This window comes from Streptomyces sp. BRA346 (assembly GCF_052851135.1).
In genome coordinates, this window is sequence record NZ_JAIWIH010000035.1 from 1 (window position 1) to 25,647 (window position 25,647).

General features: G+C 72.7%; 24 protein-coding genes and 1 pseudogene. 16 read left to right on the forward strand and 9 right to left on the reverse strand.

Features of this window, described 5'->3' with window-relative positions:
* The first annotated feature begins 59 nt into the window (after positions 1 to 59).
* Together LCH29_RS32355 and LCH29_RS32360 are read left to right on the forward strand one after the other, a co-directional pair.
* Positions 60 to 1,141, forward strand: a protein-coding gene (locus tag LCH29_RS32355) for an IS630 family transposase (RefSeq protein WP_446465249.1) whose coding sequence is annotated in 2 segments (ribosomal slippage) — positions 60 to 543 and positions 543 to 1,141 — 1,083 coding nt in all. Because the reading frame shifts where the segments join, the coding sequence is not laid out codon by codon here.
* Between the two features lie 213 nt (positions 1,142 to 1,354).
* Positions 1,355 to 1,528: pseudogene (locus LCH29_RS32360) on the forward strand (beta-galactosidase); the annotation flags it as partial.
* Positions 1,529 to 1,537: 9 nt separating this feature from the next.
* Here the strand turns inward: LCH29_RS32360 and glpK are convergent.
* Positions 1,538 to 3,055, reverse strand: coding sequence for a glycerol kinase GlpK (glpK, locus tag LCH29_RS32365; RefSeq protein ID WP_446465250.1), 1,518 nt, complete (start codon positions 3,053 to 3,055; stop codon positions 1,538 to 1,540).
* A gap of 10 nt (positions 3,056 to 3,065) precedes the next feature.
* Positions 3,066 to 3,923 carry an MIP/aquaporin family protein gene (locus tag LCH29_RS32370; RefSeq protein WP_446465251.1) on the reverse strand — a complete coding sequence of 286 codons (858 nt, stop codon included), beginning with the start codon at positions 3,921 to 3,923 and terminating at the stop codon, positions 3,066 to 3,068.
* A 225-nt stretch (positions 3,924 to 4,148) separates the two neighbouring features.
* Here LCH29_RS32370 and LCH29_RS32375 point away from each other — a divergent pair, with 225 nt between their 5' ends.
* The gene (locus LCH29_RS32375) at positions 4,149 to 5,438 is read left to right on the forward strand and encodes an FAD-binding protein (protein ID WP_446465252.1); all 1,290 of its coding nucleotides are present in this window, start codon (positions 4,149 to 4,151) and stop codon (positions 5,436 to 5,438) included.
* Between the two features lie 6 nt (positions 5,439 to 5,444).
* Here the strand turns inward: LCH29_RS32375 and LCH29_RS32380 are convergent, their stop codons facing one another.
* Positions 5,445 to 7,838, reverse strand: coding sequence for a phosphoketolase family protein (locus LCH29_RS32380; RefSeq protein WP_446465253.1), 2,394 nt, complete (start codon positions 7,836 to 7,838; stop codon positions 5,445 to 5,447).
* A 181-nt stretch (positions 7,839 to 8,019) separates the two neighbouring features.
* Here LCH29_RS32380 and LCH29_RS32385 point away from each other — a divergent pair, with 181 nt between their 5' ends.
* The 5 genes from LCH29_RS32385 to LCH29_RS32405 all read left to right on the forward strand — a co-directional run bounded on the left by LCH29_RS32385 (position 8,020) and on the right by LCH29_RS32405 (position 12,660).
* A complete protein-coding gene (locus tag LCH29_RS32385; protein WP_446465254.1) occupies positions 8,020 to 8,652 on the forward strand; it encodes a CBS domain-containing protein in 633 nt (210 codons plus the stop codon).
* A complete protein-coding gene (locus tag LCH29_RS32390; RefSeq protein ID WP_446465255.1) occupies positions 8,649 to 9,557 on the forward strand; it encodes a universal stress protein in 909 nt (302 codons plus the stop codon). The genes LCH29_RS32385 and LCH29_RS32390 overlap by 4 nt, the downstream gene beginning before the upstream one ends.
* Before the next feature lie 644 nt (positions 9,558 to 10,201).
* Positions 10,202 to 11,269 carry an alcohol dehydrogenase catalytic domain-containing protein gene (locus LCH29_RS32395; RefSeq protein WP_446465256.1) on the forward strand — a complete coding sequence of 356 codons (1,068 nt, stop codon included), beginning with the start codon at positions 10,202 to 10,204 and terminating at the stop codon, positions 11,267 to 11,269.
* Between the two features lie 6 nt (positions 11,270 to 11,275).
* Positions 11,276 to 11,971, forward strand: a complete 696-nt coding sequence (locus tag LCH29_RS32400; protein ID WP_446465257.1) for a helix-turn-helix domain-containing protein — start codon at positions 11,276 to 11,278, stop codon at positions 11,969 to 11,971.
* 23 nt (positions 11,972 to 11,994) lie between these two features.
* Positions 11,995 to 12,660 carry a CBS domain-containing protein gene (locus LCH29_RS32405; RefSeq protein ID WP_446465258.1) on the forward strand — a complete coding sequence of 222 codons (666 nt, stop codon included), beginning with the start codon at positions 11,995 to 11,997 and terminating at the stop codon, positions 12,658 to 12,660.
* A gap of 24 nt (positions 12,661 to 12,684) precedes the next feature.
* Here the strand turns inward: LCH29_RS32405 and LCH29_RS32410 are convergent, their stop codons facing one another.
* Positions 12,685 to 13,266: an Rv1733c family protein gene (locus LCH29_RS32410; protein WP_446465259.1), complete on the reverse strand. Its 582-nt coding sequence runs from the start codon at positions 13,264 to 13,266 to the stop codon at positions 12,685 to 12,687.
* Between the two features lie 200 nt (positions 13,267 to 13,466).
* Here LCH29_RS32410 and LCH29_RS32415 point away from each other — a divergent pair, with 200 nt between their 5' ends.
* Both LCH29_RS32415 and LCH29_RS32420 read left to right on the forward strand, forming a co-directional pair.
* The gene (locus tag LCH29_RS32415; RefSeq protein ID WP_446465260.1) at positions 13,467 to 14,186 is read left to right on the forward strand and encodes a response regulator; all 720 of its coding nucleotides are present in this window, start codon (positions 13,467 to 13,469) and stop codon (positions 14,184 to 14,186) included.
* 98 nt (positions 14,187 to 14,284) lie between these two features.
* Positions 14,285 to 15,181, forward strand: a complete 897-nt coding sequence (locus LCH29_RS32420) for a hypothetical protein (protein ID WP_446465445.1) — start codon at positions 14,285 to 14,287, stop codon at positions 15,179 to 15,181.
* Here the strand turns inward: LCH29_RS32420 and LCH29_RS32425 are convergent.
* From LCH29_RS32425 to LCH29_RS32435, 3 genes are read right to left on the reverse strand one after another with little or no spacing between them, the layout of a single operon-like run.
* Positions 15,120 to 16,832: a sensor histidine kinase gene (locus LCH29_RS32425; protein WP_446465261.1), complete on the reverse strand. Its 1,713-nt coding sequence runs from the start codon at positions 16,830 to 16,832 to the stop codon at positions 15,120 to 15,122. The two genes, LCH29_RS32420 and LCH29_RS32425, sit on opposite strands and share 62 nt — an antisense overlap.
* Before the next feature lie 20 nt (positions 16,833 to 16,852).
* Complete coding sequence (locus LCH29_RS32430) at positions 16,853 to 17,335, reverse strand: NUDIX domain-containing protein (protein ID WP_446465262.1); 483 nt, start codon at positions 17,333 to 17,335, stop codon at positions 16,853 to 16,855.
* A gap of 50 nt (positions 17,336 to 17,385) precedes the next feature.
* On the reverse strand, positions 17,386 to 18,156 hold the full coding sequence (locus LCH29_RS32435; protein ID WP_446465263.1) for a methyltransferase domain-containing protein: 771 nt from the start codon (positions 18,154 to 18,156) through the stop codon (positions 17,386 to 17,388).
* Between the two features lie 85 nt (positions 18,157 to 18,241).
* Here LCH29_RS32435 and LCH29_RS32440 point away from each other — a divergent pair, with 85 nt between their 5' ends.
* The 5 genes from LCH29_RS32440 to LCH29_RS32460 all read left to right on the forward strand — a co-directional run bounded on the left by LCH29_RS32440 (position 18,242) and on the right by LCH29_RS32460 (position 22,053).
* A complete protein-coding gene (locus LCH29_RS32440; RefSeq protein WP_446465264.1) occupies positions 18,242 to 18,748 on the forward strand; it encodes a winged helix-turn-helix transcriptional regulator in 507 nt (168 codons plus the stop codon).
* Between the two features lie 70 nt (positions 18,749 to 18,818).
* A complete protein-coding gene (locus tag LCH29_RS32445) occupies positions 18,819 to 19,316 on the forward strand; it encodes a DUF2267 domain-containing protein (protein ID WP_446465265.1) in 498 nt (165 codons plus the stop codon).
* Positions 19,317 to 19,652: 336 nt separating this feature from the next.
* Positions 19,653 to 20,321, forward strand: a complete 669-nt coding sequence (locus LCH29_RS32450; RefSeq protein ID WP_446465266.1) for a peptide deformylase — start codon at positions 19,653 to 19,655, stop codon at positions 20,319 to 20,321.
* A 140-nt stretch (positions 20,322 to 20,461) separates the two neighbouring features.
* Positions 20,462 to 21,220, forward strand: coding sequence for a GNAT family N-acetyltransferase (locus LCH29_RS32455; protein ID WP_123107641.1), 759 nt, complete (start codon positions 20,462 to 20,464; stop codon positions 21,218 to 21,220).
* A 74-nt stretch (positions 21,221 to 21,294) separates the two neighbouring features.
* A complete protein-coding gene (locus LCH29_RS32460; RefSeq protein WP_446465267.1) occupies positions 21,295 to 22,053 on the forward strand; it encodes a lysophospholipid acyltransferase family protein in 759 nt (252 codons plus the stop codon).
* A 134-nt stretch (positions 22,054 to 22,187) separates the two neighbouring features.
* On the opposite strand, the gene LCH29_RS32465 is transcribed toward LCH29_RS32460, so the two are convergent.
* Complete coding sequence (locus LCH29_RS32465; RefSeq protein ID WP_446465268.1) at positions 22,188 to 23,180, reverse strand: pirin family protein; 993 nt, start codon at positions 23,178 to 23,180, stop codon at positions 22,188 to 22,190.
* Positions 23,181 to 23,309: 129 nt separating this feature from the next.
* A complete protein-coding gene (locus tag LCH29_RS32470; protein WP_446465269.1) occupies positions 23,310 to 24,791 on the reverse strand; it encodes an NCS1 family nucleobase:cation symporter-1 in 1,482 nt (493 codons plus the stop codon).
* A gap of 317 nt (positions 24,792 to 25,108) precedes the next feature.
* Here LCH29_RS32470 and LCH29_RS32475 point away from each other — a divergent pair, with 317 nt between their 5' ends.
* Positions 25,109 to 25,642: a hypothetical protein gene (locus tag LCH29_RS32475; RefSeq protein WP_446465270.1), complete on the forward strand. Its 534-nt coding sequence runs from the start codon at positions 25,109 to 25,111 to the stop codon at positions 25,640 to 25,642.
* Positions 25,643 to 25,647 lie beyond the last annotated feature (5 nt).

A 25,647-nucleotide genomic window follows, 5' to 3' on the forward strand; every position in this document is an offset into this window, starting at 1 on the left:
CTACTGAGATTTTCGGTTCGGGGTGATGGTGATCTCGCTGGTGGGTGTATCCCGGTGTTATGCGGTATCCCGATGGAGGCGGTCTGACTGCGAAGCAGCGGGCTCGGCGAGAGCAAGTNCGCTTCCAGGCAGCTGAGTTATTCGCACAAGGAGTGGCGCCACCACAGGTCGCACGGCGGTTACGGGTCTCCCGTAAGTCCGCTTACGCCTGGCACGCACGCTGGCGGGAGGCCGGCGTTCAGGCTCTGCGGTCCAAGGGGCCGTCGGGGCGGCCGTCGCGCATGAAACCCGACTGGCGCGACTGGCTGGCCGCTGAGCTGGAGAAGGGACCGGCAGCGCACGGCTGGGTGGAGGACCAGCGGTGGACGCTGGCCCGGGTGGCCACCGTGATCGCCCGCCGCTTCCACGTCCGCTTCAGCCCGGCGCAGACCTGGCGCATCCTGCGCCAGATGGGTTTCACCGTGCAGGTCCCGGCACGGCGGGCGGCCGAGCGGGACGAGGAGGCGGTGGCCACCTGGATCAAGGAGACCTGGCCNCGCGTGGAAAGACGGTGAGGGACCGGGGCGCCTGGCTGTGTTTCGCGGACGAGGCGGGACAGCTCCTGCGTCCGCCGAAGGCGCGCACCTGGTCCCGGCGCGGTCACACACCGCGGGTCACGGTCAGGGCCGCGGGATCGGGACGGATCTCGATGGCCGGTCTGGTCTGCCGCAGACCCGGTGGCCGCACCCGGCTCATCTTCCGGATGCTGGCGCATCACGGACGCAAGGGCGAGAAGAAGGGTTTCCGGGAGAAGGACTTCGCCGCGTTGCTGGATGCGGCCCACCAGCAGCTCGGCGGTCCCATCGTGCTGGTGTGGGACAACTACACCCACCACGTGGATGCGGCCATGCGCGAGCTGATCGCGGCCCGGCAGTGGCTGACCGTCTTCCGCTTCCCTTCCTACGCGCCCGACCTCAACCCCGCCGAGGGCGTCTGGGCACATGTGAAGCACAGCCTGGCCAACCTCGCTCCGTGCACCATCGACGAACTCGCAGCCCTCACCCGCACCCGCCTCAAACGCCTGCAGTACCGGCCAGACGTCCTGAGACCGGACTCATCCCAGACCTGCCATGACGTCACCCCGAACCGAAAACCTCAGTAGTTACGGCAGCACATCTCTCTGGAGCCGCAGAGGAGAGGACCGTCCCCGCACCTCACCCGACGCACACTCCTCGGCGGCGGGCTCGCGCTCGGCGCCACCGCCTGCGCGGGCCACCGCGCCACCGCCGTCCGTACCTCCGGCCCCGTGAACCTCTCCCTCCGGACGCATGACGAGGCTACGAAACGTTCTTCCGCACCGGCACACCCGGCGCCGTACGGCGCGTGGAGGCCCCTCAACCGCGAGTGGGGGCTGGTCTACTGGTCGCACCGGCTCTCCACCTGGGCCGACCTGTGGACGCCGGACGGCAACGCCCAGCCCCAGTACGACTACGCGTGGCGGCGCTTCCAGGCCCGGCTGACCACGGAGTTCATCGGCTGGCAGGCGGATTCCGCCGGGTCAGTCCACCGGGACCCAGTTCAGGGTGCGTTCCACGGCCTTCTTCCAGCCCGCGTAGCCCTCCGCGCGCTGCTCCTCGCTCCACTGCGGCTCCCAGCGCCGGGATTCGCTCCAGTGCGAGCGCAGCTCGTCGGTGTCCCGCCAGAAGCCGGTGGCCAGGCCCGCGGCGTAGGCGGCGCCCAGGGCGGTGGTCTCGGCGATGACGGGGCGGCTGACCGGGACGCCGAGGACATCGGCCTGGATCTGCATGCACAGCTCGTTGTCGGTGACACCGCCGTCCACGCGGAGGACGTCGAGGTGGATGCCCGCGTCGCGTTCCATGGCCTCCACCACGTCCCGGCTCTGGTAGCAGATGGCCTCCAGGGTGGCCCGGGCCAGATGGCCGCCTGTGTTGTAGCGGGTGAGGCCGACGATGGCGCCACGGGCGTCGGAGCGCCAGTACGGGGCGAAGAGGCCGGAGAAGGCGGGGACGAAGTAGATCCCGCCGTTGTCCTCGACGGTCAGGGCGAGGCGTTCACTGCCCGGGGCGTCGTCGATGATCTTCATCTGGTCCCGCAGCCACTGCACGGCCGAGCCGGTGACGGCCATGGAGCCCTCCAGGGCGTACACGGCGGGGCTGTCACCGAACTGGTACGCCACGGTGGTGAGCAGTCCGCTGGTCGAGCGGACCAGCTCGGAGCCGGTGTTCAGGAGCAGGAAGTTTCCGGTGCCGTAGGTGTTCTTGGCTTCGCCGGGGGCGAAGCACACCTGCCCGACGGTGGCCGCCTGCTGGTCGCCGAGGACACCGGTGATGGGGGTGGCGGTGCGCAGCGGGCGGGAGGTGCGGGCCTGGCCGTACGCCTCGGGGTGGGAGGAGGGGTTGATCGCGGGGAGCATGGCGCGCGGGATGCCGAAGATGTCCAGCAGCTCGTCGTCCCAGTCGAGGGTCTCCAGGTTCATCAGCATGGTGCGGCTGGCGTTGGTGACATCGGTGGCGTGGATGCCGCCGGAGGGCCCGCCGGTGAGGTTCCACAGCACCCAGGCGTCGGTGTTCCCGAACAGGGCGTGGCCCGCTTCGGCGGCCTCCCGGACCCCGTCGACGTTCTCCAGAATCCACTTGATCTTGCCGCCGGAGAAGTAGGTGGCGGGCGGCAGTCCCGCCTTGCGGCGGATGGTCTCGCCGTGGCCGTCGCGTTCGAGGGCGGAGGCGATGGTGTCGGTGCGGGTGTCCTGCCACACGATGGCGTTGTAGTACGGGCGGCCGTCGCGCGGGTCCCAGATGACGGTGGTCTCGCGCTGGTTGGTGATGCCGATCGCGGCCAGGTCGGCGGGTGAGAGCCCACCCGCGCGCAGGGCGTTCTGCATCACGGAGTTGGTGCGCTCCCAGATCTCCACCGGATCGTGCTCGACCCAGCCCGCGCGGGGCAGGAGTTGGTGGTGTTCGAGCTGGTACCTCGCCACCTCGCCGCCGTCGTGGTCGAAGATCATGAAGCGGGTGCTGGTGGTCCCCTGGTCCACCGCACCGACGAAGTCCGGCATGCCGCCTCCTTCAGGCTTCGGGTCCCTCGGGGGCCGGGATGCGCCCCACTTCCTGTGGTCCGGCCTTCGGGAGGAAGCGGCTGACCAGGACCTTGTAGAGCGCGGCGCCGACGAGTCCGCCGATCAGCGGGCCGACGATGGGCACCCAGAAGTAGAAGTTTCCGTACTGGTCGCGCCACGCGGTGTCGTAGCCGGTGAGGAAGCTGGCGAGCCGGGGGCCGAAGTCACGGGCCGGGTTGATGGCATAGCCCGCGTCGGCACCCCACGCCATTCCGATCGCCACCACGACCAGACCGATGATGAGCGGCGCCAGGTTGGCCTGGGGCGGATCGTTCAGGAGGTCGGTGAGGGCGAAGATCAGCAGCACCAGGATGGCGGTGCCGATGATCTGGTCGCGCAGCGCGCCCCATTCGCTGACCGGCAGCGCCCCGTTGCCGGGAAGGGTGGAGAACACGAACTGGGTCTTGAAGGTGTGCCCCGGGTCGGCGTGGCCCAGCACCTCGGTGTAGTTCCAGCGCACCAGGAGGGCCGCGACGAACGCGCCGAGCGTCTGGGCCGCGACGTACGGAAGCACCTTGCGCCAGGGGAAACCCTTGAACGCCGCCAGGGAGAGGGTGACCGCCGGGTTGATGTGCGCGCCGCTGAGCCGCGCCGCCACGTACACGCCGAGAGTGACACCGAGCCCCCAGCCCCAGGCGATGGAGTCGTGGTCGCCGAGCGCGCCGACCGGCTTGGTGAGCGCCCCGCCCGCCACCACTTGGGCCACCACACCGCAGCCGAAGAGAACGAGGATCATGGTGCCGGCGAACTCGGCGCAGAGTTCGCCGAGCATGCCGCCGCGCCTACCGGTGTCCTTCTCGTCCGCCATGGCCGCCCCTCTCCAGCGGTGCGCGAGCGGCGGTACCGATCGCGTTCCGCACCATCGTGTGCGCGCCCCCGCCCGGGTGGCCCGTCCTGCTGCTCCGTCCGGGTCACATCCGGCGGCGGACGGGGCGGTCTGTACGGATCAGGGGGCGGGCCTGTACCAAGGTCCTTGCCACATCACCCCAGGCCCGGAGCGGGCCCAGCCCCCCAGCAGGAACAGGACCCACGGATGCTGACTACCGGAGCGACCACCAACTGGGCAGGCAACATCACCTTCGGCGCGGCCCGGCTGCACCGCCCGGCCACGCCCGACGAACTGCGGCGGATCGTCGGCTCCGCCGACCGGGTCCGGGTGCTGGGCACCGGCCACTCCTTCAACCGCATCGCCGACACCGACGGCGATCTGGTTTCCCTGGAGCGGATGCCGCACCGGGTCGAGATCGCCCCCGACGGCTCGACGGCCACCATCGCGGCGGGCATGCGCTACGCCCAGGTGGCCGAGGAACTGCACACGGCGGGCTACGCCCTGGCGAACCTCGCCTCGCTGCCGCACATCACGGTCGCCGGGGCCTGTGCCACCGCCACCCATGGCTCCGGCAACGTGCAGCGCTGTCTGGCCGCGTCGGTGGCGGGCCTGGAGATCGTGGGCCCGGAGGGCGATGTGACCGAGCTGCGCCGGGACATCGAGGTCGACCGGCTGTCCGGTGCCGTGGTCGGGCTCGGCGGGCTGGGCGTCGTCACCTCGATGACCCTGGACATCGAGCCCGCGTACGAGGTGGCGCAGTGGGTGTGGACCGGGCTGCCGCTGGACCGGCTGGGCGACAGCTTCGACGAGATCTTCGCCGCCGCGTACAGCGTCAGCGTCTTCACCGACTGGCAGTCGGACGAGGCCGTGGTGTGGCTGAAGTGCCGTACGGACCTGCCGGGCCCGCCCGAGCCCGGCCAGCCGTGGCTGGGTGCCCGCCCGGCCGACCGCCACCACCATCCGGTGCCCGCGATGCCACCGCTGCACTGCACCGAGCAGCTGGGCGCGCCCGGGCCGTGGCACGAGCGGCTGCCGCACTTCCGGCCGGACTTCACGCCCAGCAACGGCGACGAGCTCCAGTCGGAGCTGATCCTGCCGCGCACCGCGGCCGCCGAGGCCTTCGCGGCGCTGCGGAGTCTCGGGGACCGGATCGCGCCCGTGGTCCAGGTGTCCGAGGTCCGCACGGTCGCGGCGGACGACCTGTGGCTGAGCCCCGCGTACGGGCGGGACAGTGTGGCGCTGCACTTCACCTGGGTGCCGGACCACGCCGCGGTCATCGAGGTGGTGGCCGCGATGGAGGAGCTGCTGCTGCCGCTGGGGGCGCGGCCGCACTGGGGCAAGCTCACGACGGTGGCCCCCGAGCGGATCGTCGCCTCGTACGAGCGGGCCGCCGACTTCGGGCGGCTGCTGGCCGACCACGACCCCGCGGGGAAGTTCCGCAACCCCTTCCTGGACGACTTCTTCCCGGCGGACTCCTGGCGGGCCGACCGCTAGAGCGGTCTAGCCGGTCCAGGACCACTCGGCGACCTCGGGCATGTCGGTGCCGTGGTCGCGGATCCACTGGTGGTGGCGGGTGCGGGCGTCCTGCATCCGCTGCCGTACGGACGCGGCGCGCACCGCGAGCCCCGGGGTGCGGTCGATGACGTCGATGACCAGGCGGTAGCGGTCCAGGTCGTTGCGGACCACCATGTCGAACGGCGTGGTGGTGGTGCCCGCCTCCTTGTAGCCGCGCACGTGCAGATGCGGATGGACGGCGCGGCGGTAGGCCAGCCGGTGCACCAGCCACGGGTAGCCGTGGTAGGCGAAGATGACCGGCCGGTCGCGGGTGAACAGGGAGTCGAACTCGGGATCCGACATCCCGTGCGGATGCTCCTCCTTGGGCAGCAGCCGGGTCATGTCGACGACGTTGACCACGCGCACGGCCACATCGGGCAGATGGCGGCGGATGATCCCGGCGGCCGCCAGCACCTCCTGGGTGGGCACGTCGCCCGCGGCCGCCAGCACCACGTCGGGCTCGCCCGCGCCGGTCTCCGTCCCCGCCCAGTCCCAGCTTCCGGCGCCGCGGGCGCAGTGGACACGGGCCTGGTCGAGGTCGAGCCAGTCGAAGCAGGGCTGTTTGCCCGCGACGACGACGTTGACGTAGTCGCGGCTGCGCAGCACGTGGTCGGCCACGCAGAGCAGGGTGTTGGCGTCCGGCGGCAGATACACCCGTACGACCTGGGGGCTCTTGTTGAGCACATGGTCGACGAAGCCGGGGTCCTGGTGCGAGAAGCCGTTGTGGTCCTGCCGCCACACGTGCGAGGTCAGCAGGTAGTTGAGGGAGGCGATGGGGCGTCGCCAGGGCAGGTCGCGGGCCACCTTCAGCCACTTGATGTGCTGGTTGACCATGGAGTCCACGATGTGCACGAACGCCTCGTAGCAGGAGAACATGCCGTGCCGTCCGGTGAGCAGATAGCCCTCCAGCCACCCCTGGCAGAGGTGTTCGGAGAGGACTTCCATGACCCGGCCGTGCCGGTTCAGATGCTCGTCGGTGACGACGATCTCCTCCTGCCACGCCTTGCCGGTGGCCCGGTAGACGGCGTCGAGCCGGTTGGAGGAGGTTTCGTCGGGGCCGACGAGGCGGAAGTCACGGCGGTCGGCGGTGTCCTCCATGATCTGCTCCAGCAGCCCGGCGAGGACCCGGGTCGGCTCGTGCAGGGTGGCCCCGGGCTTGTCGACGTGCACGGCGTACCGCGCCAGGTCGGGCACGGGCAGATCGCGCAGCAGCAGTCCGCCGTTGGCGTGCGGATTGGCGCCGAGGCGACGCTTCCCCTCGGGTACGCAGGCGAGGACCTGCGGGCGCGGGCGTCCCTCGCCGTCGAACAGCTCCTCGGGGCGGTACGAGCGCAGCCACCGCTCCAGCTGCCGCAGATGGTCCGGGTTCTCCCGGACGGCCGGCAGCGGCACCTGGTGGGAGCGCCAGGTGCCCTCGACGGGCAGGCCGTCGACCTCGGCCGGACCGGTCCAGCCCTTGGGCGTGCGGAGCACGATGACCGGCCAGCGCGGACGCTCGACGGCGTCCTCCTCGCGGGCGGTGCGCTGGAGCAGGGTGATCCGGTCGAGCGCCTGGTCCATGGCCCGGGCCAGCGCCCGGTGCGTCCGCAGCGGATCGTCCCCGGGCCGCGCGGCGACGTGGATCGGCTCGTGGCCGTAGCCGCGGAGCAGCTCGTCCAGCTCCGGTTCGGGGAGCCGGGCCAGCACCGTCGGGTTGGCGATCTTGTAGCCGTTGAGGTGGAGGATCGGCAGCACGGCGCCGTCGTGGACCGGGTCGAGGAACTTGTTGGCGTGCCAGGAGGCGGCCAGCGGCCCGGTCTCGGCCTCCCCGTCGCCGATGACGCAGACGGCCAGCAGCTCCGGGTTGTCGAGCGCCGCGCCGTAGGCGTGCGCCAGCGAGTAGCCCAGCTCACCGCCCTCGTGGATCGAGCCCGGGGTCTCCGGGGCCACGTGGCTGGGCACCCCGCCGGGGAAGGAGAACTGGCGGAAGAGCCGGGCCATACCCGCCCCGTCCCGGCTCACATCCGGGTAGACCTCGGCGTAACTGCCGTCCAGCCACGACCCGGCGAGCACCGCGGGCCCGCCGTGGCCCGGGCCCCAGACGCAGATCGCGTCCAGGTCGCGGGCCTTGATCACCCGGCCGAGGTGGGTGTGGACCAGGTTCAGGCCGGGCGAGGTGCCCCAGTGGCCGAGCAGCCGCGGCTTGATGTGCTCGGGGCGCAGCGGCTCGGCCAGCAGGGGGTTGGCCAGCAGATAGATCTGCCCGGCCGCGAGGTAGTTCGCGGCGCGCCAGTGGGCGTCCAGGGCGTGCAGTTCGTGCTCGGTGAGGTCGTTCGTCGTCGTCCCCGGTGCGTCGGACATGGGCCTCTCATTCCGCTCGTCCTGACTCGGTCGGTATCCACTCGTCCTGTATGCGTGATGCGTACCCCTTTTGCCGATCGGGTCACGACCGGACCCGGGGCCGTTCGGCCCGGACCCGACCCCGGGCAGCCCAAGAGGGCGGGCGGCCGGCCGGTGGAGGCTGGTCCGCGAGGAGGCGGGGATGAAGCATCGCAAGATCGGCAACGTGATGAGCGACGACGTCGTCCGGGTCGGGCACGGGGCCTCGTCCGAGGAGGCCGGCGCGCTGCTCGAACGGCACCGGATCGGCGGGCTGCCCGTGGTGGACGAGGACGACAAGGTCGTCGGCGTCATCACCGGCACGGATCTGGCCGCCCGGGCCGACGGTGCGGTGTCATCGGGGGATCTCATGTCACGGCCCGCCGTCACCGTGCGCCCGCAGGACACCATCGTCGACGCCGCCCGCACCATGGCGCGCCACCGCGTGGAGCGGCTGCCCGTCGTCGACGAGGAGGACCGGCTGATCGGCATCGTCACCCGCCGTGATCTGCTCCGGGTCTTCCTCCGCCCGGACGACGAGATCCGCGCGGAGGTCATCGACGAGGTGCTGGTGCGCTCGCTGTGGCTCCGCCCGCAGTCCGTCACGGTGACCGTCACCGACGGCGTCGTACGGCTGGAGGGGGAGCTGGACCGGCACAGCGAGGTCCCCATCGCGGTGCGGATGGCCGGGCAGGTGGACGGGGTGGTGGCGGTCGTGGACCGGCTCACCTACCGCGTGGACGACTCGCGCCCGGCGGCCCCCTCGGGCGGTGCGGCCGGAGGCGGTGCGCCATGACCGAACCCGTACGGCCGATCCGGAACGGCGGCCGGGTCGTGGTCGGCCTGGACGGTTCCGACAGCGCCTGGCACGCCCTGGACCGGGCGGTCGGCGAGGCGCGGCGGCGCGGCGCCACGCTGGAGATCGTGCACGCCTGGCCCTGGGCGCGGACCGATCCGCTCACCTTCGACGCGGACGCCGAACCGCAGCGGCCGCCGGTCGAGATCGCCCGGACCGTCCTGCGGCTGGCCATGGCCCGGGCCGCCGAGCAGGACCCGGAGCTGCGCATCGTCCCCACCCTCACCCCGCAGGACGCGGTGCCCGAACTGCTGCGGATCGGCGGACGCGCCTCGCTCATCGTCATCGGCACCCGGGGGCTCGGCGGCTTCACCGGGCTGCTGCTGGGCTCGGTCGGGCTGCGCCTGGCCGCCCACACCCACCGCCCGCTGCTGGTGGTGCGCGGCGACGCACCGGCGCCCGCGTACGGGCCCGAGGGCCACCGCAAGGTGCTGGTCGGGGTGGAGAGCGGCGCGGACGAGGCGGCGGCCCGCTACGGGTTCGAGGACGCGATACGGCGCGGTGCGCGGCTGCGCGTGCTGTACGCCTGGGCCCGCCCCCGCCTCTTCGCGGGTGACCACGCGCTGCCCTCGCGGGAGGCCGTGGCCCTGCGGGCGGAGCGGGAGCAGGAGGTGACGTACCGCGTGGTGGCCCAGCTGCGCGAGGAGTTCGGGCAGGTGCGGGTCCAGGAACACACGGCCCACAGCGCCCCCGCCCAGGCCCTGGTCGAGGCATCGCGCGCGGCGGACGTCCTGGTGCTGGCCGTCCAGCGGCGGACGACCCGCCTGGGCATGCAACTGGGCCCGGTCACCCACGCGGTCCTCCACCACGCCCACTGCCCGGTGGTCCTAGTCCCGGTGGGCTAGTTCCCCCACCCCGCCCCTTCCCGAAACTGGGGGCGAGCCCCCAGCCCCCCGGCTGCTTCGGCCGGGCCGGGGCCCGGCCCAGCGGGCGTCCGGGCCCAACCCTCGACCTGGCCAAGCCTGGCCGGGCCCGGCCAGATCCCGATGCGGCCGGACCGGAGGGGCCGGGCCTGCCCCTCCGCCGCGCGACGGAGCCGCGTATCGGATGCAGCGGGAAGGGGCGGGGCGGAGACCAACCACCGGCCCCAGCTCCGGCCGAGTCCGGGCCCCGGCCCCGACCTGCGCCCCGGCCAGGTTGGCGGCGGGGTCCGGGGGCCTGCCCCCGGTATCGGGAAGGGGCGGGGCGGGGAATCAACCGCCCGAAGGGGCCGGAAGCGCGGCCGGGCGTCGGCGTCGCGGCGGGGTGGTTGGGCCGGATGACCTGGGCGGGGGCCGGTTGGCCCTAGGCGGCGGGTACCCCCGGCGTGGTCGCCTGGAAGCGGCACCGGGGGCATTCGACACGACGCGGAGAAGCGGACCGGTCAAGCGCCACATGCCGAGTACCGCGCACCGCGCAATCCGGGCCCACGAGAAGCGGGCGGCCCCCGGCGCCGCCTGCCCCGTACGCGGCGGCACGCATCGCACGCCCCGCACGAGAGGAAGCGGCCATGAAAGCACTCGTCTTCCAGGGGCCCGGGCTGTTCGCCTGGCAGGACGTGCCCGACCCCGGCATCGAGGACGCCACCGACGCCATCGTCCGCGTCGACACGGTCACCATCTGCGGCACCGATCTGCACATCCTCAAGGGTGAGGTGCCGGACGTCCGGGCCGGGACGGTGCTCGGCCACGAGGCCGTCGGCGAGGTGGTCGAGACCGGCGACGAGGTGCGCGGCGTACGGCCCGGGGACCGGGTGCTGGTGTCGTGCATCTCGGCGTGCGGCCACTGCCGGTTCTGCCGGGAGCGGGCGTACGGGCAGTGCCGTGGCGGCGGGGGCTGGATCCTGGGGCGTTCGGTGCACGGCACGCAGGCCGAGTACGTCCGGGTGCCGTTCGCCGACCTGTCCACGCATCCGCTGCCCGCCGCGGCCGACGCGCAGTACGCGGTGCTGCTGGCGGACGTCTTCCCCACCGCCTACGAGGTGGGCGTGCTCAACGGCCGGGTCGCGCCCGGCGACACGGTGGCGGTGGTCGGCGCGGGCCCGGTCGGGCTGGCCGCGATCGCCACCGCCGAGTACTTCTCCCCCGGCCGGATCATCGCCGTCGACCTCACCCCGTTCCGGCTCGACGCGGCCAAGCAGGTCGGCGCCGACGCGGTGGCGGACGCCGCCGAGGAGCCCGAGCGGCTGATCGACGATCTCACCGAGGGGCTGGGCGCGGATGTGGTGATCGAGGCCGTGGGGACGCCGCGGAGCTTCGAGGTCTGCACCCGCATGGTGCGACCGGGCGGACGGATCGCCAACGTCGGCGTGCACGCCCGGCCCGCGACGCTGCACCTCGAAGAGCTGTGGAAGAAGAACATCACGATCACCACCGGGCTGGTCGACACGTACTCCACGCCCACGCTGCTGTCCATGCTGGCCGCCGGACGGCTGCCCGCGTCCTCGCTGATCACCCACCTGTTCGAACTCGACCAGATGGAGGAGGCGTACGACGTGTTCGCCCGGTCCGCCGACACCGGCGCGCTCAAGGTCGCGATCGGCGGGCACCACCCGCCCCTGGTCACCCGAGGGAAGTGAACGGCGATGTCCGAGACATCCAGGACGGCTCACGCGGGCTCCCGGCCCACCGGCGGCGGAGGCGACCTCGGTCGGCGGGTGGCGCTGCGGCGCGAAGAGCTCGGCCTCTCCCGGGCGGACCTGGCCGCGCGGGCGGGCACCTCGCCGGGCTATGTGCGCTACATCGAGGAGTACCCCGCCGATCCGGGCGCCGGGGTCCTGCTGCGGCTGGCCTCGGCGCTGGAGACCAGCACGGCCGAACTGCGCGGCGGCACCGCCATGTCGCCGCCCGGCCTCGGACGGGCCGCGCGCCGCGCCGATCTGCTGGAGCTGAGCCCGTGGGAGTGCCGGGAGCGGCTCGCCACGCACGGCGTGGGCCGGGTCTCGGTCTCCACCGCGCCGGGCCCGGCCATCGTGCCCGTCAACTACAGCGTCGTGGACGACACCGTGGTGTTCCGGACCGCACCCGACGCCACACCGGCGGCCGCGGCGGGCGCCGAGGTGGCCTTCGAGGTGGACCACATCGACGAGGCGCTCAGCGAGGGCTGGAGCGTGCTCGTCGTGGGCCGCGCCCGTCGGGTCACCGACCCGGCGGCGGTACGGCGGCTGGACGACGCGGCGTACACCCCGCCGTGGCCGGGCGGCGGCCGCGACCTGTGGCTGCGCATCGAGCCCGAACGCATCACCGGCCGTCGGATCCGGGCGCGCGGCGAGCCGGGCTGACAGGACGCCGACAGGAGGATTCCGTGTCCCGGACCGCGCGCATCGTGAGCGATGTGATGACCCATACCGTCGTCGCCGTCGGCCGCGAGGCGCCGTTCAAGGAGATCGTCAGGACGCTGGAGCAGTGGAAGGTGAGCGCCCTGCCGGTGCTGGCGGGCGAGGGCCGGGTCATCGGTGTGGTGTCGGAGGCGGATCTGCTGCCCAAGGAGGAGTTCCGGAACAGCGATCCGGCGCGGCTGGCCCAGCTGCGCGACCTCCCCGGCATCGCCAAGGCGGGCGCGGTGAGCGCCGATGAGCTGATGACGAGCCCGGCCATCACGGTGCACGCGAACGCGACGCTCGCCGAGGCGGCCCGGATCATGACCCACAAGCGGGTCAAGCGGCTTCCGGTGGTCGACGACGAGGGGCGGTTGGAGGGCATCGTCAGCCGCGCGGATCTGCTGAAGGTGTTCCTGCGGCCGGACGAGGAGATCGAGGAGGAGGCGCGCCGCGAGGTGGTGGCCCATCTCTTCCCGGCCCCGGGGCAGTCGGTCGAGGTGCACGTGAGCGAGGGCGTCGTCACCCTCACCGGACATGTCCGGGACGCCGTGCTGATCCCGGCCGCGGCCCGGCTGATCCGTGCGATCGAGGGCGTCGTGGACTTCGACAACCAGCTGACCACCGCCCATCTGACGGGGCCACCGGCCTGAGATCACCAGCTGTCGCGGGGCGGCTCAGGTGTGGCGGCGCGTCCAGCGGGGGCCGACCTCGGCCCACGCCCGCTCCCACTCACGTTCCCGGCCGCGGTCCAGACGCCACCGCACCACCCCACGGCCCGCCAGCGACACCAGGCACACCCCCGCCGACGCCGACGCACCGGCCAGCGTGGCCCGGGTCGCCGCCTGCCGCTCGGTGGGCGGGTCGGAGACGAGACGGCCGCGCTCATCGGTCCAGACCGTGGTGGCCGTACCGGCGCGCTTGCCCTCGTCGACCCGCGCCATACCGGTGTGCACGACGCCGTCGGGCGCGGTCCACCGCACCTCGGCGCGCACCCGGGCGGTGTCCGTACCGTCGGCGGCGGGCAGCGCGGCGGGGGCGTTCTCCAGCAGCACGGCGGGCACCCGGTGCCGGTCCGCGCGCTCCTGCCGCAGGCCCTCCGCCACGGCGTCGCCGGTCGCGACTCCCGCCGCGGGGCCGCCGACCACCATCACCAGGCCGGTCACCAGGACCACCCAGGCTTCCACCACGTCCGAGCGGCGTTTGAGGGGATTGCGCCGCCATCGCCACAACCACCGCCCCCGCACTTTCGTGCCCATGATTCAGACCGTGACACGCGCGCGGTGGGGATACGAGGGCCGTGCAGCCCTCTCCGTCGTGGGCCTTTCGGTCCCGTCGCGGCCGTGCGGGGGCCCGTTCGGCCCTGGTGTGCACGGGGTGGATGCGCCACGCTCGTCTACCGGGGGCCGGGTGGACGGACGAGCGGGACCGACGAGCGGACGAGCGGTGCGAGGGCGCCATGACCGAGACCTGGGCCGGGACACGGGTGACACCCCCTGCGCCCATCAGGGTGTTCCTGCTCGACGACCACGAGGTGGTACGGCGCGGGCTGCACGATCTGCTGGACGCCGAGCCGGACATCGAGGTCGTCGGTGACGCGGGAACGGTGGACCACGCGCTCGCCCGGGGCCCGGCGCTGCGGCCCGACGTGGCCATCCTGGACGTCCGGCTGCCGGACGGGGACGGCATCACGGTCTGCCGCGAACTGCGCTCCCGGATGCCGGGACTGGCCTGTCTGATGCTCACCTCGTTCGACGACGACGATGCGCTGCTGGACGCGATCATGGCCGGGGCCGCGGGCTATGTGCTCAAGCAGATCAAGGGGTCGGACCTGGTGTCCGCCGTACGGACCGTCGCGTCCGGCCAGTCGATGCTGGACCCGGCCACCACCGCCCGGCTGATGAGGACCCTGCGCGGCGACGACACCCCGCAGGAGCCCCGGGACGAGGCGCTGGCCGGGCTGTCGCCGCGCGAGCGGGAGATCCTGGCGCTGATCGGCGAGGGGCTGACCAACCGGCAGATCGGCAAGCGGCTCTTCCTGTCCGAGAAGACGGTCAAGAACCACATCTCGCGGCTGCTGGCCAAGCTGGGCGTGGAACGCCGTATCCAGGCCGCCGTCCTGGCCAGCCACACGTCCCCGGCGCAGGACCCCGACGCCCGTCCGGCCCCGCCCCGCTGACCCCGTCCCCCTCCGAACCCGACCTGCCCCTGTGCCCCCTCCGACCATTCGACCATTCGACCGTGACCGTGACCGGCCCGCCCGGCGAGGAGAAGATCATGGAGCCCGCAGTACTGGACGCGGCGACGCTGGAGAAGCTGATCTCCGCCGCGGTCGCCGCTCCGTCGATGCTCCACGCCCAGCCATGGCGGTACCGGCTCAACCCGGACACCGTCACCCTGGAGGTCCGGGCCGCCCCGGACCGCGGTCTGCGGCACGCCGACCCCATGGGGCGGGCGCTGTGCGTCTCCGCCGGAGCCGCCGTGTGCAATCTGCGCGTGGCCGTGGCCCACTTCGGCTGGGAGCCGGTGGTACGGCTGCTGCCGCACCGCTCCCAGCCGGACCTGCTGGCCACCGTGGGGCTGGCCGTGTCCCCGCGCGGCGGCACCGCCCCGCACCCCGACGGCCTGTACGACATGATCTGGCGGCGGCCCGGCAGCCGGTTCCCGTTCCCTGGGCGGCGGCTGCCGCCGACGGAGCTGGGTGTGTTCGCCGAGGCCGCACGCGGGGACGGGGCGACGCTGTATTCGGCGGGCCCCGAGGAGACCGCGCGACTGCTGCACCTGACCGCGGAGGCCGAGCGGCGCACCGCCGAGGACCGCCGCGAGCACGCGCCGGGCGGCGGCCGGGTGCGCGGGAGCGGCCGACAGACGATCGCCGTGCTCACCACCGCCCATGACCGGCGTGCCGACTGGCTGCGGGCCGGTCAGGCGCTGGAACACGTCCTGCTGCTGGCGACGGCGCACGGCATCCGGGCCTCGCTGCTGCACCAGGCGCTGGAGTGGTCCGATCTGCGCTGGGCGCTGAGCGATGGGCGGCGCGCGCCCGGCCATGTGCAGATGCTGATCCGGCTGGGCCCGGGCGTCAGCGGTCCGGGCATCGGCGGTCCGGGCGTCAGCGGTCCGGAAGCGGTACGGACCACACCAGCCGGGTGCCACCGTCCGCGGGCGCGGTGAGGTCCAGCCGCCCGGCCAGCTTCTCGGCGCGCTCCGCGAGGTTGCGCAAGCCGCTGCGGCGGCCGCCGTCCGGAATGCCGACGCCGTCGTCCGTCACGGTCAGGGTCAGCCGTCCGCCGTTCACGATCAGCGTGACCTCGGCCGCGTGCGCCCGGGCGTGCCGGGCCACGTTGGACAGGGCCTCGGCGAGCACCGCGACCATGTCGTCCGCGACCGGCCGCGGCACATCGGTGTCGACCAGTCCCTCGGTGCGCAGCGCGGGGGTGAAGCCGAGCGCGGGCACCGCCTCCTCGATCGTCTTGGCGGTACGGACCCGCAGTCCCTGCACCGCGGGGCCCGCCTCGTGGGAGCGCAGCCCGAAGATCGTGGAGCGGATGATCTTGATGGTGTCGTCGAGGTCGTCCACCACCCGCAGCAGCCGTTCGGAGCCCTCCGGGTGCTGGACGAAGCGCAGGGTGCTCTGGAGCGTCATCCCGGCCGCGAACAGCCGCTGAATGGCCAGGTCGTGCAGATCGCGGGCGATCCGGTCGCGGTCCTCCAGCAGGGCGACCTGTTCGGCGTCGCGCCGCCGCTCGGCCAGCTTCATGGCGATCGCCGCCTGGCCCGCGAAGCCGAGCAGGGTGTCGGTCTCGATCTGGGTGAAGGCGGGGCTGCGTTCCGTACGGGCGAGGGAGAGGACGCCGCCGACCCCGTCGCTGGTGCGCATCGGGACCGCGACGGCCGGGCCGAGGCCGTCCCAGCGCTGGGGCCCGACCGTGATCCGCGGGTCGTTCGCCACATCGGTGCTGGTGACCGGCTCGGACGCGGTGAAGGCGGCACCGGCGAACGTGCCCTCGCGGGGCAGCACCAGACCGCGGTGCGCCTCGGCGTCGGTGCCGGAGGCCAGCGCGACCTGGAGGGAGTCGGAGCCGGTGACGGGCAGCATCAGCACGCCCAGGTCGGCGGCGAGGATCCGGCGGGCGTGGTCGACGATCAGCTCCAGCACCCCGGTCTCGTCCACGCCGGACAGCAGGTTGTTGGTGACCTCGGCGTTCGCCTCCAGCCAGTGCTGGCGGTGCCGGGCCTCCTCGTACAGGCGGGCGTTCTCGATGGCGACCCCGGCGGCCACGGCGAGGGTGGACAGCACCGTCTCGTCCTCGCCGTCGAACTCCTTCCCGCCGCGCTTCTCGGTGAGGTAGAGGTTCCCGAACACCTCGTCCCGCACCCGAATGGGCACGCCCAGGAAGGAGTGCATCGGCGGATGGCCGGGCGGGAAGCCGTAAGAGGCGGGGTGCTCGGACAGCTCGGCCAGCCGCAGCGGCTCGGGGTGGCGGATCAGCTCGCCCAGGATGCCGTGACCGGCGGGCAGCGAGCCGATCGCCGCGCGCTGCTCCGGGCCGACCCCCACCGGCAGGAACTCGGCCAGCCGCTGATCGTCGCCGATCACGCCCAGCGCCCCGTACTCGGCGTCCACCAGCACCACCGCGGCCTCGACGATCCGCCGCAGCACCTGGCGCAGATCGAGCTCGCGGCCGACCGAGAGGACCGCTTCCAGCAGGCTGTGCAGCCGGTCCTGGGTGCCGCGCACCGCGTCGATGCGCACCTGGAGCTCCTCCAGCAGCTCGTCCAGGCGCAGCCGGGGCAGGTACTCGGAACTCCTCACGTTCTCCATGCCCACCACCGTGTTTCCCGCTAGCGTGTCCCGGCCGCCCCGTCGAGCAGTTCGCCGAGCCGGTCGAGGAAGACCTGCTGCTTCGCGATGATCTTCGTACGGGCCCGGCCGAGGTCCAGCCAGGCGACCCGGTCGACCTCGGGGAACTCCCGCGTCCGCCCGGACCCGCGCGGCCATTCCATGGCGAACGTGCCGGGTGTGATCCGCTCCGGGTCGAGGTCGCCCGCCAGGGCCCAGACGGTGACCAGCTTGCCGCCGGTCTGCCGTACGGTGCCCAGCGGACGGAGGTCGCCCGCGGGCGGCGGCAGCCCCAGCTCCTCCTGGAACTCGCGCCGCGCGGCGGCCTCGGGAAGCTCGTCCTCCTCGTACTCCCCCTTGGGCACGGACCACGCGTGCTCGTCCTTGGCGGCCCAGAACGGCCCGCCCATGTGGCCGAGCAGAACCTCGGTGGCCGGGCCCGTCCCGCGGTACAGCAGGATCCCGGCGCTGCGCTTTCCCGTCACAGTGCCAGTGTGCGCCGGAACGCGCGCACTGCCGCGTTCAGCCGCCGCGATCAGCCCTTCAGGGCGTAGCCGAGGTAGGTGACGCGGGGCCGGGCGTCCGGGGCCAGTACGAAATCGGCCAGCGGCGGGATCTGCTCGTCGGTGATCCGGCCGCGGCGGCGGGCGACGGTGGCCCGGATGAGGCCGCGCGGATCCCGGGGCCGGAAGTCGCAGATGTCCTCCTCGCGCAGGCCGTGCCGGTCGAGGGCGGCAGCTAGTTCGGCGGGGGTGCGCAGCCGGGCCGCCGTGTAGCGGCCGGTGGGCATGATCCGGGTGAGCGGGAGGCGCTGGAAGGCGCCGAGGTAGACGAGCCGGGACAGCGGGGTGCGGTTGACGGTGTCGTAGACGAGGACGCCGCCGGGGCGCAGCAGCCGGGCTGCCTCCGCCAGCACCCGGTCGGGATCGGGGGTGATCTCGAAGGTGTCCGCGTAATAGGCGAGGTCGAACGCGGCGTCCGCGAGGCCCGGCTCCTCGGCGGGCGCGGTCCGGTAGGCGACGGCGGGGTGATCGTGCGGGTGCGCCGCGCGGGCGATGCGGGTGGCGGCGGCGGACGGGTCGACGGCGGTGACGTCGAAGCCGAGCCCGGCCAGCCCGCGCGCCAGCAGCCCGCGGCCGCTGCCCATGACCAGGGCGGGGCGGCCGTCCGGGGCGCGGCCGAGGGCCGCGAGGGTGCCGCGGACGTACGCCATGCGGCACTCCTGGAAGGCGACGGCCCTGATCTGGCGGCCGTCGACGGTGTCGGGCTCGTCTGCGTCCAGCTCGATGCGCGGGGCGGCGGCCATGCTCTTCTCCCTCGTCCAACCGATGGGTTCCCTGAGGGAACCTAGCACTCTGGGTTCCCCGAGGGAACTCAGGTAGGCTCGGGGCATGACCCGTACTCCGCTCGCCGATGTGGCCTGTTCGATCGCCCGCGCCACCGATCTGTTCGGCGACGCGTGGACCGCGCTGATCATGCGGGACGTGCTGACCGGGGTCGGCCGGTTCGACGACCTCGCCCATGACCTCGGCATCTCGCGCAAGGTGCTGGCGGCCCGGCTGGCCCGGCTGGTCGAGGAGGGCGTCCTGAGCAAGGAGCGCTACCAGGAACGGCCGCCGCGCGAGCACTACCGGGCGACCGAGAAGGGCGAGGAGCTGTACCCGGTGCTGCTGGCGCTGATGCGCTGGGGCGACCGCTGGTGCGCCGGCACGGATGGGGCACCGGCCCGCGTCCACCACCTGACCTGCGGCCGGGACACCGCCCCCGTCACCGCGTGCGCGCACTGCGGCGATCCGCTGACCGTGCACAACACCACCCAGCTGCCGGGCCCCGGCGGGCGCACCGGCCCCGGCACCCGGGTCCTGGGCCCGCTGCTCGCCTCCCGCGAACCGGAGTGAGGATTCGCCGGGGCGACCCCGGGCACTCGGCGCGGGACGCCGGGCACACCCGATCCGAGGAGCGCCGATCATGCGCTACGAAGAACTGACAGGCCAGGTCCAGGCCCGGGCGCAGCTGCCCGACCGGCAGGCCGCCGAGCGGACCGTGCGCGCGACGCTCGAAACGCTCGCCGAGCGCATTCCGGGCGGGCTGGCCGATCATCTGTCGGCGCAGCTGCCCGCGGAGGCCGCCGAGCCGATACGCCGGGTCACCGCATCCCACGAGGGCTCTCCGGAGCAGCGGGCGCACCACCGTGACCACGGTGAGCGGTTCGGCCTCACCGGCTTCGCGGGCCGGATCGCCTGGCGCGCCGGGAGTACCGAGGAGGAGGCGATCCGGGAGGCGAGCGCCTTCTTCGAGGTGCTGGACTCGGCCGTGGACCCGGAGCTGATGGAGAAGGTGTACGGCGCCCTGCCGAACGACATCCGCGAGCTGCTGCCCGAGGCCCGGGCCGTGCAGTCCGACGCCGCGGGGGCCGGAGGCACAGGGGCCGGAGAGGCGGAGGGCCGCGGCGGCGCGGGCGGCTGAGCGGGGCGGCTGAGCGCGGGGCGACGCACCGGCGGCCGCGGAGGCCAGGGCCTCCGCGGCCGCCGGTGGTTCGCCTCCGGCCGGGAGCTGGCCGGGGCTGCCGCTCCGCCGTGCACAAACGGGGACAGACACCGCGGAGCGGCAGCGAACCGAGTCTCGGGAGGACCCGGATGAGCCGCGGAGGCGTGGGATTCCCCGGCGGCTCACGGGCGGGTACGGAGCGCGCCCGCATCGGGTTCACCGTTTGTCCGATCGTGAGCATCGAACTGCCCGTTCCGGGGGCCGCCGCCCGCCCGATGGATTGCCCCCGACCGGCCTCCTTGTCAGGCTGTCCCCATGCCCACCACCTCCCTGTCCGAGCTGGTCGAAGAGCTGCTCGACGGCTGCCGTCCGCTCCCCATCGTCTCCGCCGGTCTCCCCGTCCTACGGGAAGCGGCCCTCCCCTACGACGGTCAGCTGCCCGGCGGGCAGTTGGACCGGCTGCTGCGGGCGATGCGCGAGACGATGCACGACGCTCCCGGGGTGGGGCTGGCCGCTCCGCAGATCGGCGTGCCGCTGCGGCTCGCGGTGATCGAGGACCCGGCCGAGGTGGCGACCGAGGTGCGCGAGGCGCGCGGCCGGGTGCCGCAGCCGTACCGGGTGCTGGTGAATCCGTCGTACGAACCGGTCGGCGACGCCCGGGCGGCGTTCTTCGAGGGGTGCCTGAGCGTCCCCGGCTGGCAGGCCGTGGTCAGCAGGCCCGAGCGGATCCGGCTGCGCGGGCAGGACGAGACGGGGCGGGAGCTGGACGAGGAGTTCACCGGATGGCCCGCCCGGATCGTCCAGCACGAGACGGACCATCTGGACGGGGTGCTCTATCTGGATCTGGCCGAAACCCGCTCCCTCTCGTCCGCGCAGGCCGTCGCCGACCACTGGTCGCAGCCCACCCCGGCCGCCGCGGCCCGGGCGCTCGGCTTCCCGCTCCCCGGGGATCGCGGGGTTCAGGGACCGCACGGCGCTCTATAACACCTCGCCGTTCGACCTGCGGCATGTTTTCGTCATCGGCTGGCAGTCGTCGAATCACCACGCGGACACTGTGCCGTTCGGAGCCGGAGCAAGAGTGGTGTCGTCACCGCTCCTGACGGTCCCCTGAACGGAGAACAGGAATGTCCGTGCTCACGACGTCCCCGGCTGCGGCCTCCACGAGCTCGTACGTCACCTCCATCGCCCATACCGAGGAGCAGATCCACGCCGCGCAGCGACTGCGCTACCAGGTGTTCGGCGAAGAACGGGGCGGGGTGCTCACCTCACCCTTCCCGGGCCGTGACGTGGACGAGTTCGACGACGTCATGGACCACCTGATCGTCACGGACACCGCGACGGACACCGTGGTCGGCACCTACCGGCTACTGCCCCCGGGGCGCAGCGAGCGTCTCTACTCCGACACCGAGTTCGATCTGCGGGGGCTCCCCGAGGACGTGCGCTCCTCGATGGTCGAGGCGGGCCGGGCCTGTGTACACCCCGATCACCGCTCGGGCGCGGTCATCAACCTGATGTGGGCCGGTCTCGCCCGCTACGTCCTGCTGTCCGGCCACCGCTACCTCGCGGGCTGCGCCTCGGTCCCGCTCGGCGACGGCGAACAGGCCGCGTCGAACGCCTGGCTGCTGGGCACCACCAAGCACGCCGCCCCGCCCGAGCTGCGGGTCCACCCGCTCGACCCGTGGGTTCCGACGCAGACGCTGGACGCCCGGCCCAGCTACGCCGAACTGCCGCCGCTGCTCCGCGGCTATCTGCGGGTCGGCGCCTGGATGTGCGGCTCCCCGCAGCACGACCGGAGCTTCAACGACGCCGACTTCTTCGTCCTGCTGGACACGGAGCGGATGAACGACCGCTACCGCCGCTACTTCCTCGGCGAGTCCCGGTGACCGTGCCGGTGAGCGTCGACGCGAACCTTCCGGCGCATGCGTGGGCGGCCTGGTCGCCGTGCTCCCCCAGCTGCGTGTCACACGCCGCGGACCGGCTGCCCGCCACCCGGATCGCCCGCCGTTACGCGGCGTTCAGCCGGGCGATCATGAGCGCGCTGCTCCGCGGCGACCGCATCGGCGGCCCGGAAGCGCTGCGCTCGACCGCCGCGGCGATGCTGGACGCGCTGGACATCCGGCTCGAGGTGGCGGGCGACCGCACGCTCAGCGCCCCGGGCCGCACCGGCACCCTGGTGGTGGCGAACCACATCTCCTGGCTCGACATCATCGCGCTGCTCGCCGTCGAGCCGGTGGTCATGCTGGCCAAGCGGGAGGTGGGCACCTGGCCGGTGGTCGGCCCGCTGGCGAAGCGGGCGGGCACGATGTTCATCGACCGCGGCTCCCTGCGCCAACTGCCCGGCCGCGTCCGGGAGATGGCCGATCGGCTGCGCTCCGGCCAGTCGGTGATGGTCTTCCCGCAGGGCGTCACCTGGTGCGCAGGAACGGGCGGCAGCTTCCGGCGGGCCACCTTCCAGGCGGCGCTCGACGCGGGCGCCCCGGTGCGGCCGGTCTCGCTGGACTACGTCCAGCACGGCGCACCGACCACGGTGGCCGCCTTCGTCGGCGAGGACGACTTCGGCACCTCGCTGCGCCGGGTGGCCAGCGCCACCGGGCTCACGGTGCGGGTGCACACGCACCCGCCGCTGCTGCCCGCGCGCGGGACCGACGACCGGCGCACCCTGGCCGCCCGTGCGCAGGCGACGGTGTGCGGTGCGCAGCTGTCGGCTCATGACTGACAGATGACGGATCGCGGCTGACGGCTGACGGCCGACAGATGACGACTATCAAGTGGCATGCGACAAGGAGCAGATGACAGCTGTCAGATGACGTACGGTGTCAGCCACACTGCGGACACCGTACGTCCCGTTCCCTAGTTCTGTCCCCCGCCGTCGCCGCCGGTGTGCGGGATCCGCCCGGCCGGGATCACGCCGAGGCGTCCGCTCTGGAAGTCCTCGACCGCCTGGGCGATCTCGGCCTTGGTGTTCATCACGAACGGGCCGTAGTGCGCGACGGGCTCGCGGATCGGCCGGCCGCCGAGGATCAGCACGTCGAGGTTGGGGGTGCGGCTGTCCGGGCGCTCGGTGGCGGCGACGCTCAGGGAGCCGCCCTGACCGAAGACGGCCAGCTCGTGCGCGTCCAGCGGGCGCTGTTCCGCGCCGACCGTGCCGCGTCCGGACAGGGAGTAGACGAGCGCGTTGAAGTCGGGGCGCCAGGGCAGGTCGAGCCGGGCGCCCGGGCCGAGGGTGGCGTGGATCATGGTGATCGGGGTGAAGGTGCCGCCCGGCCCCCGGCGCCCGGCCACCTCTCCGGCGATGACGCGCACCAGCGCCCCGCCGTCCGGCGAGGAGAGCAGCGCGGCCTGCGGGCCCTCGATGGACTGGTACTGCGGCGGGTTCCACTTGTTGGCGCGGGGCAGGTTCACCCACAGCTGGATGCCGTGGAAGAGACCGCCGGAGACCACCAGGTGCTCCGGGGGCGTCTCGATGTGCAGGATGCCGCCACCGGCGGTCATCCACTGGGTGGCGCCGTCGGCGATCAGCCCTCCGCCGCCGTTGGAGTCCTGGTGCTCCATCTGGCCGTCGATGATGTAGGTGACGGTCTCGAAGCCGCGGTGCGGGTGCCAGGGGGTGCCCTTGGGCTCGCCCGGGGCGTACTCCACCTCGCCCATCTGATCCATGTGGATGAACGGGTCGAGATCGCGCAGCGAGGCCCCGGCGAAGGCCCGGTGGACCGGGAAGCCCTCGCCCTCGAAGCCGCGCGGGGCGCCGGTCACCGAGCGGACCGGGCGCGGCGGGGCGGTCTGCGGGTCGGGCGCGGGGATGTGGGGCAGTTGCACGGTGCTCTCGACGGTCACGGCGGGCATGACGCTCTCCTCCCTGCGGGTGTTCAGCGGTCGGTCGGCCACCGACGTCTGGTTGAACGCTAAACCATCTCGCCGTATTCCCGCACACCACGCCGCATCACGCCATGCCGCCGCGTCCCCGGTAACGCGTCAGGCCGCGCTCTTCACGGACTGCGACCGGATCAGCCCGTCCGCCATCGGCTCGCCGCCCTTGCGGGTCTTCCCGGCGCGCAGGTAGTAGATCACCCCGGCCACGGCCAGACCGAAGACCCAGGAGAACGGGGCGACGTCCTTGAACGCCTTCGCCAGGGCGAGGACCGCGGCGACGGCCGCCGCGGGGACGAAGGCGATGATCGCCTCCGGGTTGAAGCCCTTGCGGTAGTGGTACTCCCCCGCCGTGTCGGCGGAGAAGAGCGCATCGATGTCGATGTGCCCGCGCCGTACGAAGTAGTAGTCGACGAGCAGGATCGCGACCAGCGGGCCGAGGAAGGCGCCGAGGGCGCCCAGGAAGTACTGGATGACGACGGGGTTGGAGTAGAGCTTCCACGGCATGACGACGACCGCGAGGACCGCCGTGAGCATGCCGCCGCGCTTGAAGTTCAGGTATTTGGGGGCGAGGTTGGCGAAGTCGTACGCGGGGGAAACGAAGTTGGCGACGACGTTGATGCCCACGGTGGCGATGACGAAGGAGATCGCGCCGACGATCGTGACCACCGGATTGTCGATCTTCGCGATGACCTGCACCGGGTCGGAGATCGCCTGACCGAACACGGAGATGGTGCCCGCCGTCATCAGCACCGAGACGAGGGCGAAGGCGGTGAAGTTCACCGGCAGCCCCAGCAGATTGCCGCGCCGGTAGGAGCGGTGATCGGGGGTGAAGCGGGCGAAGTCGGCGTAGTTCAGCACCAGGGTGAGGAAGGTGGCCACCGTCAGGCTGACCGCGATCAGGCTCTGATGCAGCTGCTCGCCTCCACTGAGGCCGGTGAGGCTCGCGGTGAGCGAGATGTCGCCGTCCGCCTTGACCAACAGCCAGAGGGCGAGCGCGAGCATGACCAGCCAGACGACCGGGCCGGTCGCGAAGTCCTGCACCTTGCGGATGAACTCCATGCCGCGCGTGAGCAGCACCGCCTGAAGCGCCCACATCAGGAGGAAGGCGATCCAGCCGAGGGTGGAGAGACCGAGGAAGGAGTTGTGGTCGTACGCGGCGAGCCCGGGGGCGACCTGGATGCCCAGCAGCACGACGGCCTCGGAGGCCAGCCAGGTCTGGATGCCGTACCAGGCGACGGCCATCACCGCGCGGATCAGCGCCGGGATGTTGGCCCCGTACACGCCCCAGCTCGCGCGGGCCAGGACCGGGAAGGGGACGCCGGTGCGGTGGCCCGCGTGGCCCATGCGGTTCATGAACCAGTGGACGATGGTGATGCCGGCCAGCAGGGAGAGGAAGACCTGCCAGGTGGGCAGGCCGAGCACGAAGAGGCTGGCGGCGAAAGCATAGTTGCTGATCGCGTGGGTATCGGACATCCACAGCGCGAAGATGCTGTACGTGCCCCACTTGCGCTCTGCCGCAGGGGCGAGGTCTTCGTTGTAGAGGCGGGGATCGGGCCGGGCGGGCCCTGGCGTCGGTGAGGTCATCGGGCGCTCCGGGGGGGACGAGCGGGAGTTCTTCGTCGGGCGGTTCACCGAGGGTGGTGTGCCGCGATGTCGGGGACGTTGCCGATCCGGGTCGGGAGGATCACCTCGGCACCGTCCGCCTCATATGCTCCGGAAAGACGGAAATTACTTTCCGTAATCCGGAAGTCATTTTTCGATGGCCAGAACATACCTGCTGGACGTCAGGTGTCAATGGGTACGGCGCACTGAACAACCCGTTCCGCTCGTCCGTACCCCTGGGCGTGAGGTACGCAGCGGTGTGCGCACGCCCCGGCCGAACCAGAACGAGAGGGAGCCTGATGGAAGCTTCACCCCACCCGGTCAGAACGCGGCGCCGCCCCGGTCGGCGCATCGCTCCGGTGCTGGCGGTGGCGAGCGTGCTGCTGGCCGCAGGCTGCGGCGACGGCGGCGGAGCGACGGACGCCAGGACGGGCGGCAAGGGGGGCAAAAGTGCGACGGCGGGGCCGGGCGGCGAGGCGAGCGCCGCGCCCAAACCCGCGCGGGTGGAACAGCTGGCGAAGTCCGCGGGCTGCAAGCCGGACTTCACCACCCAGGTGGACGACTACCGGCAGGCGGTCTGCCGCAACTCCAAGGGGAAATTCCTCTTCCTCGACTTCATCAGCATGAAGGCGCAGCGCGACTGGCTGGAGACCGCGCAGATGTACGGCGGCGTCTATCTGGTCGGCAACCGCTGGGCACTGTCGTCGTCGCCGACGAAGAACATGAAGACGTTCCGGAGCGAGTTCGGCGGCACCATCGAGGAGAACGGCGCGTTCGGCTCCTCACCGGGCGCAGCGTCTTCACCGGTGGCGTCCTCACCGGGTGCGGGCTGATCCGT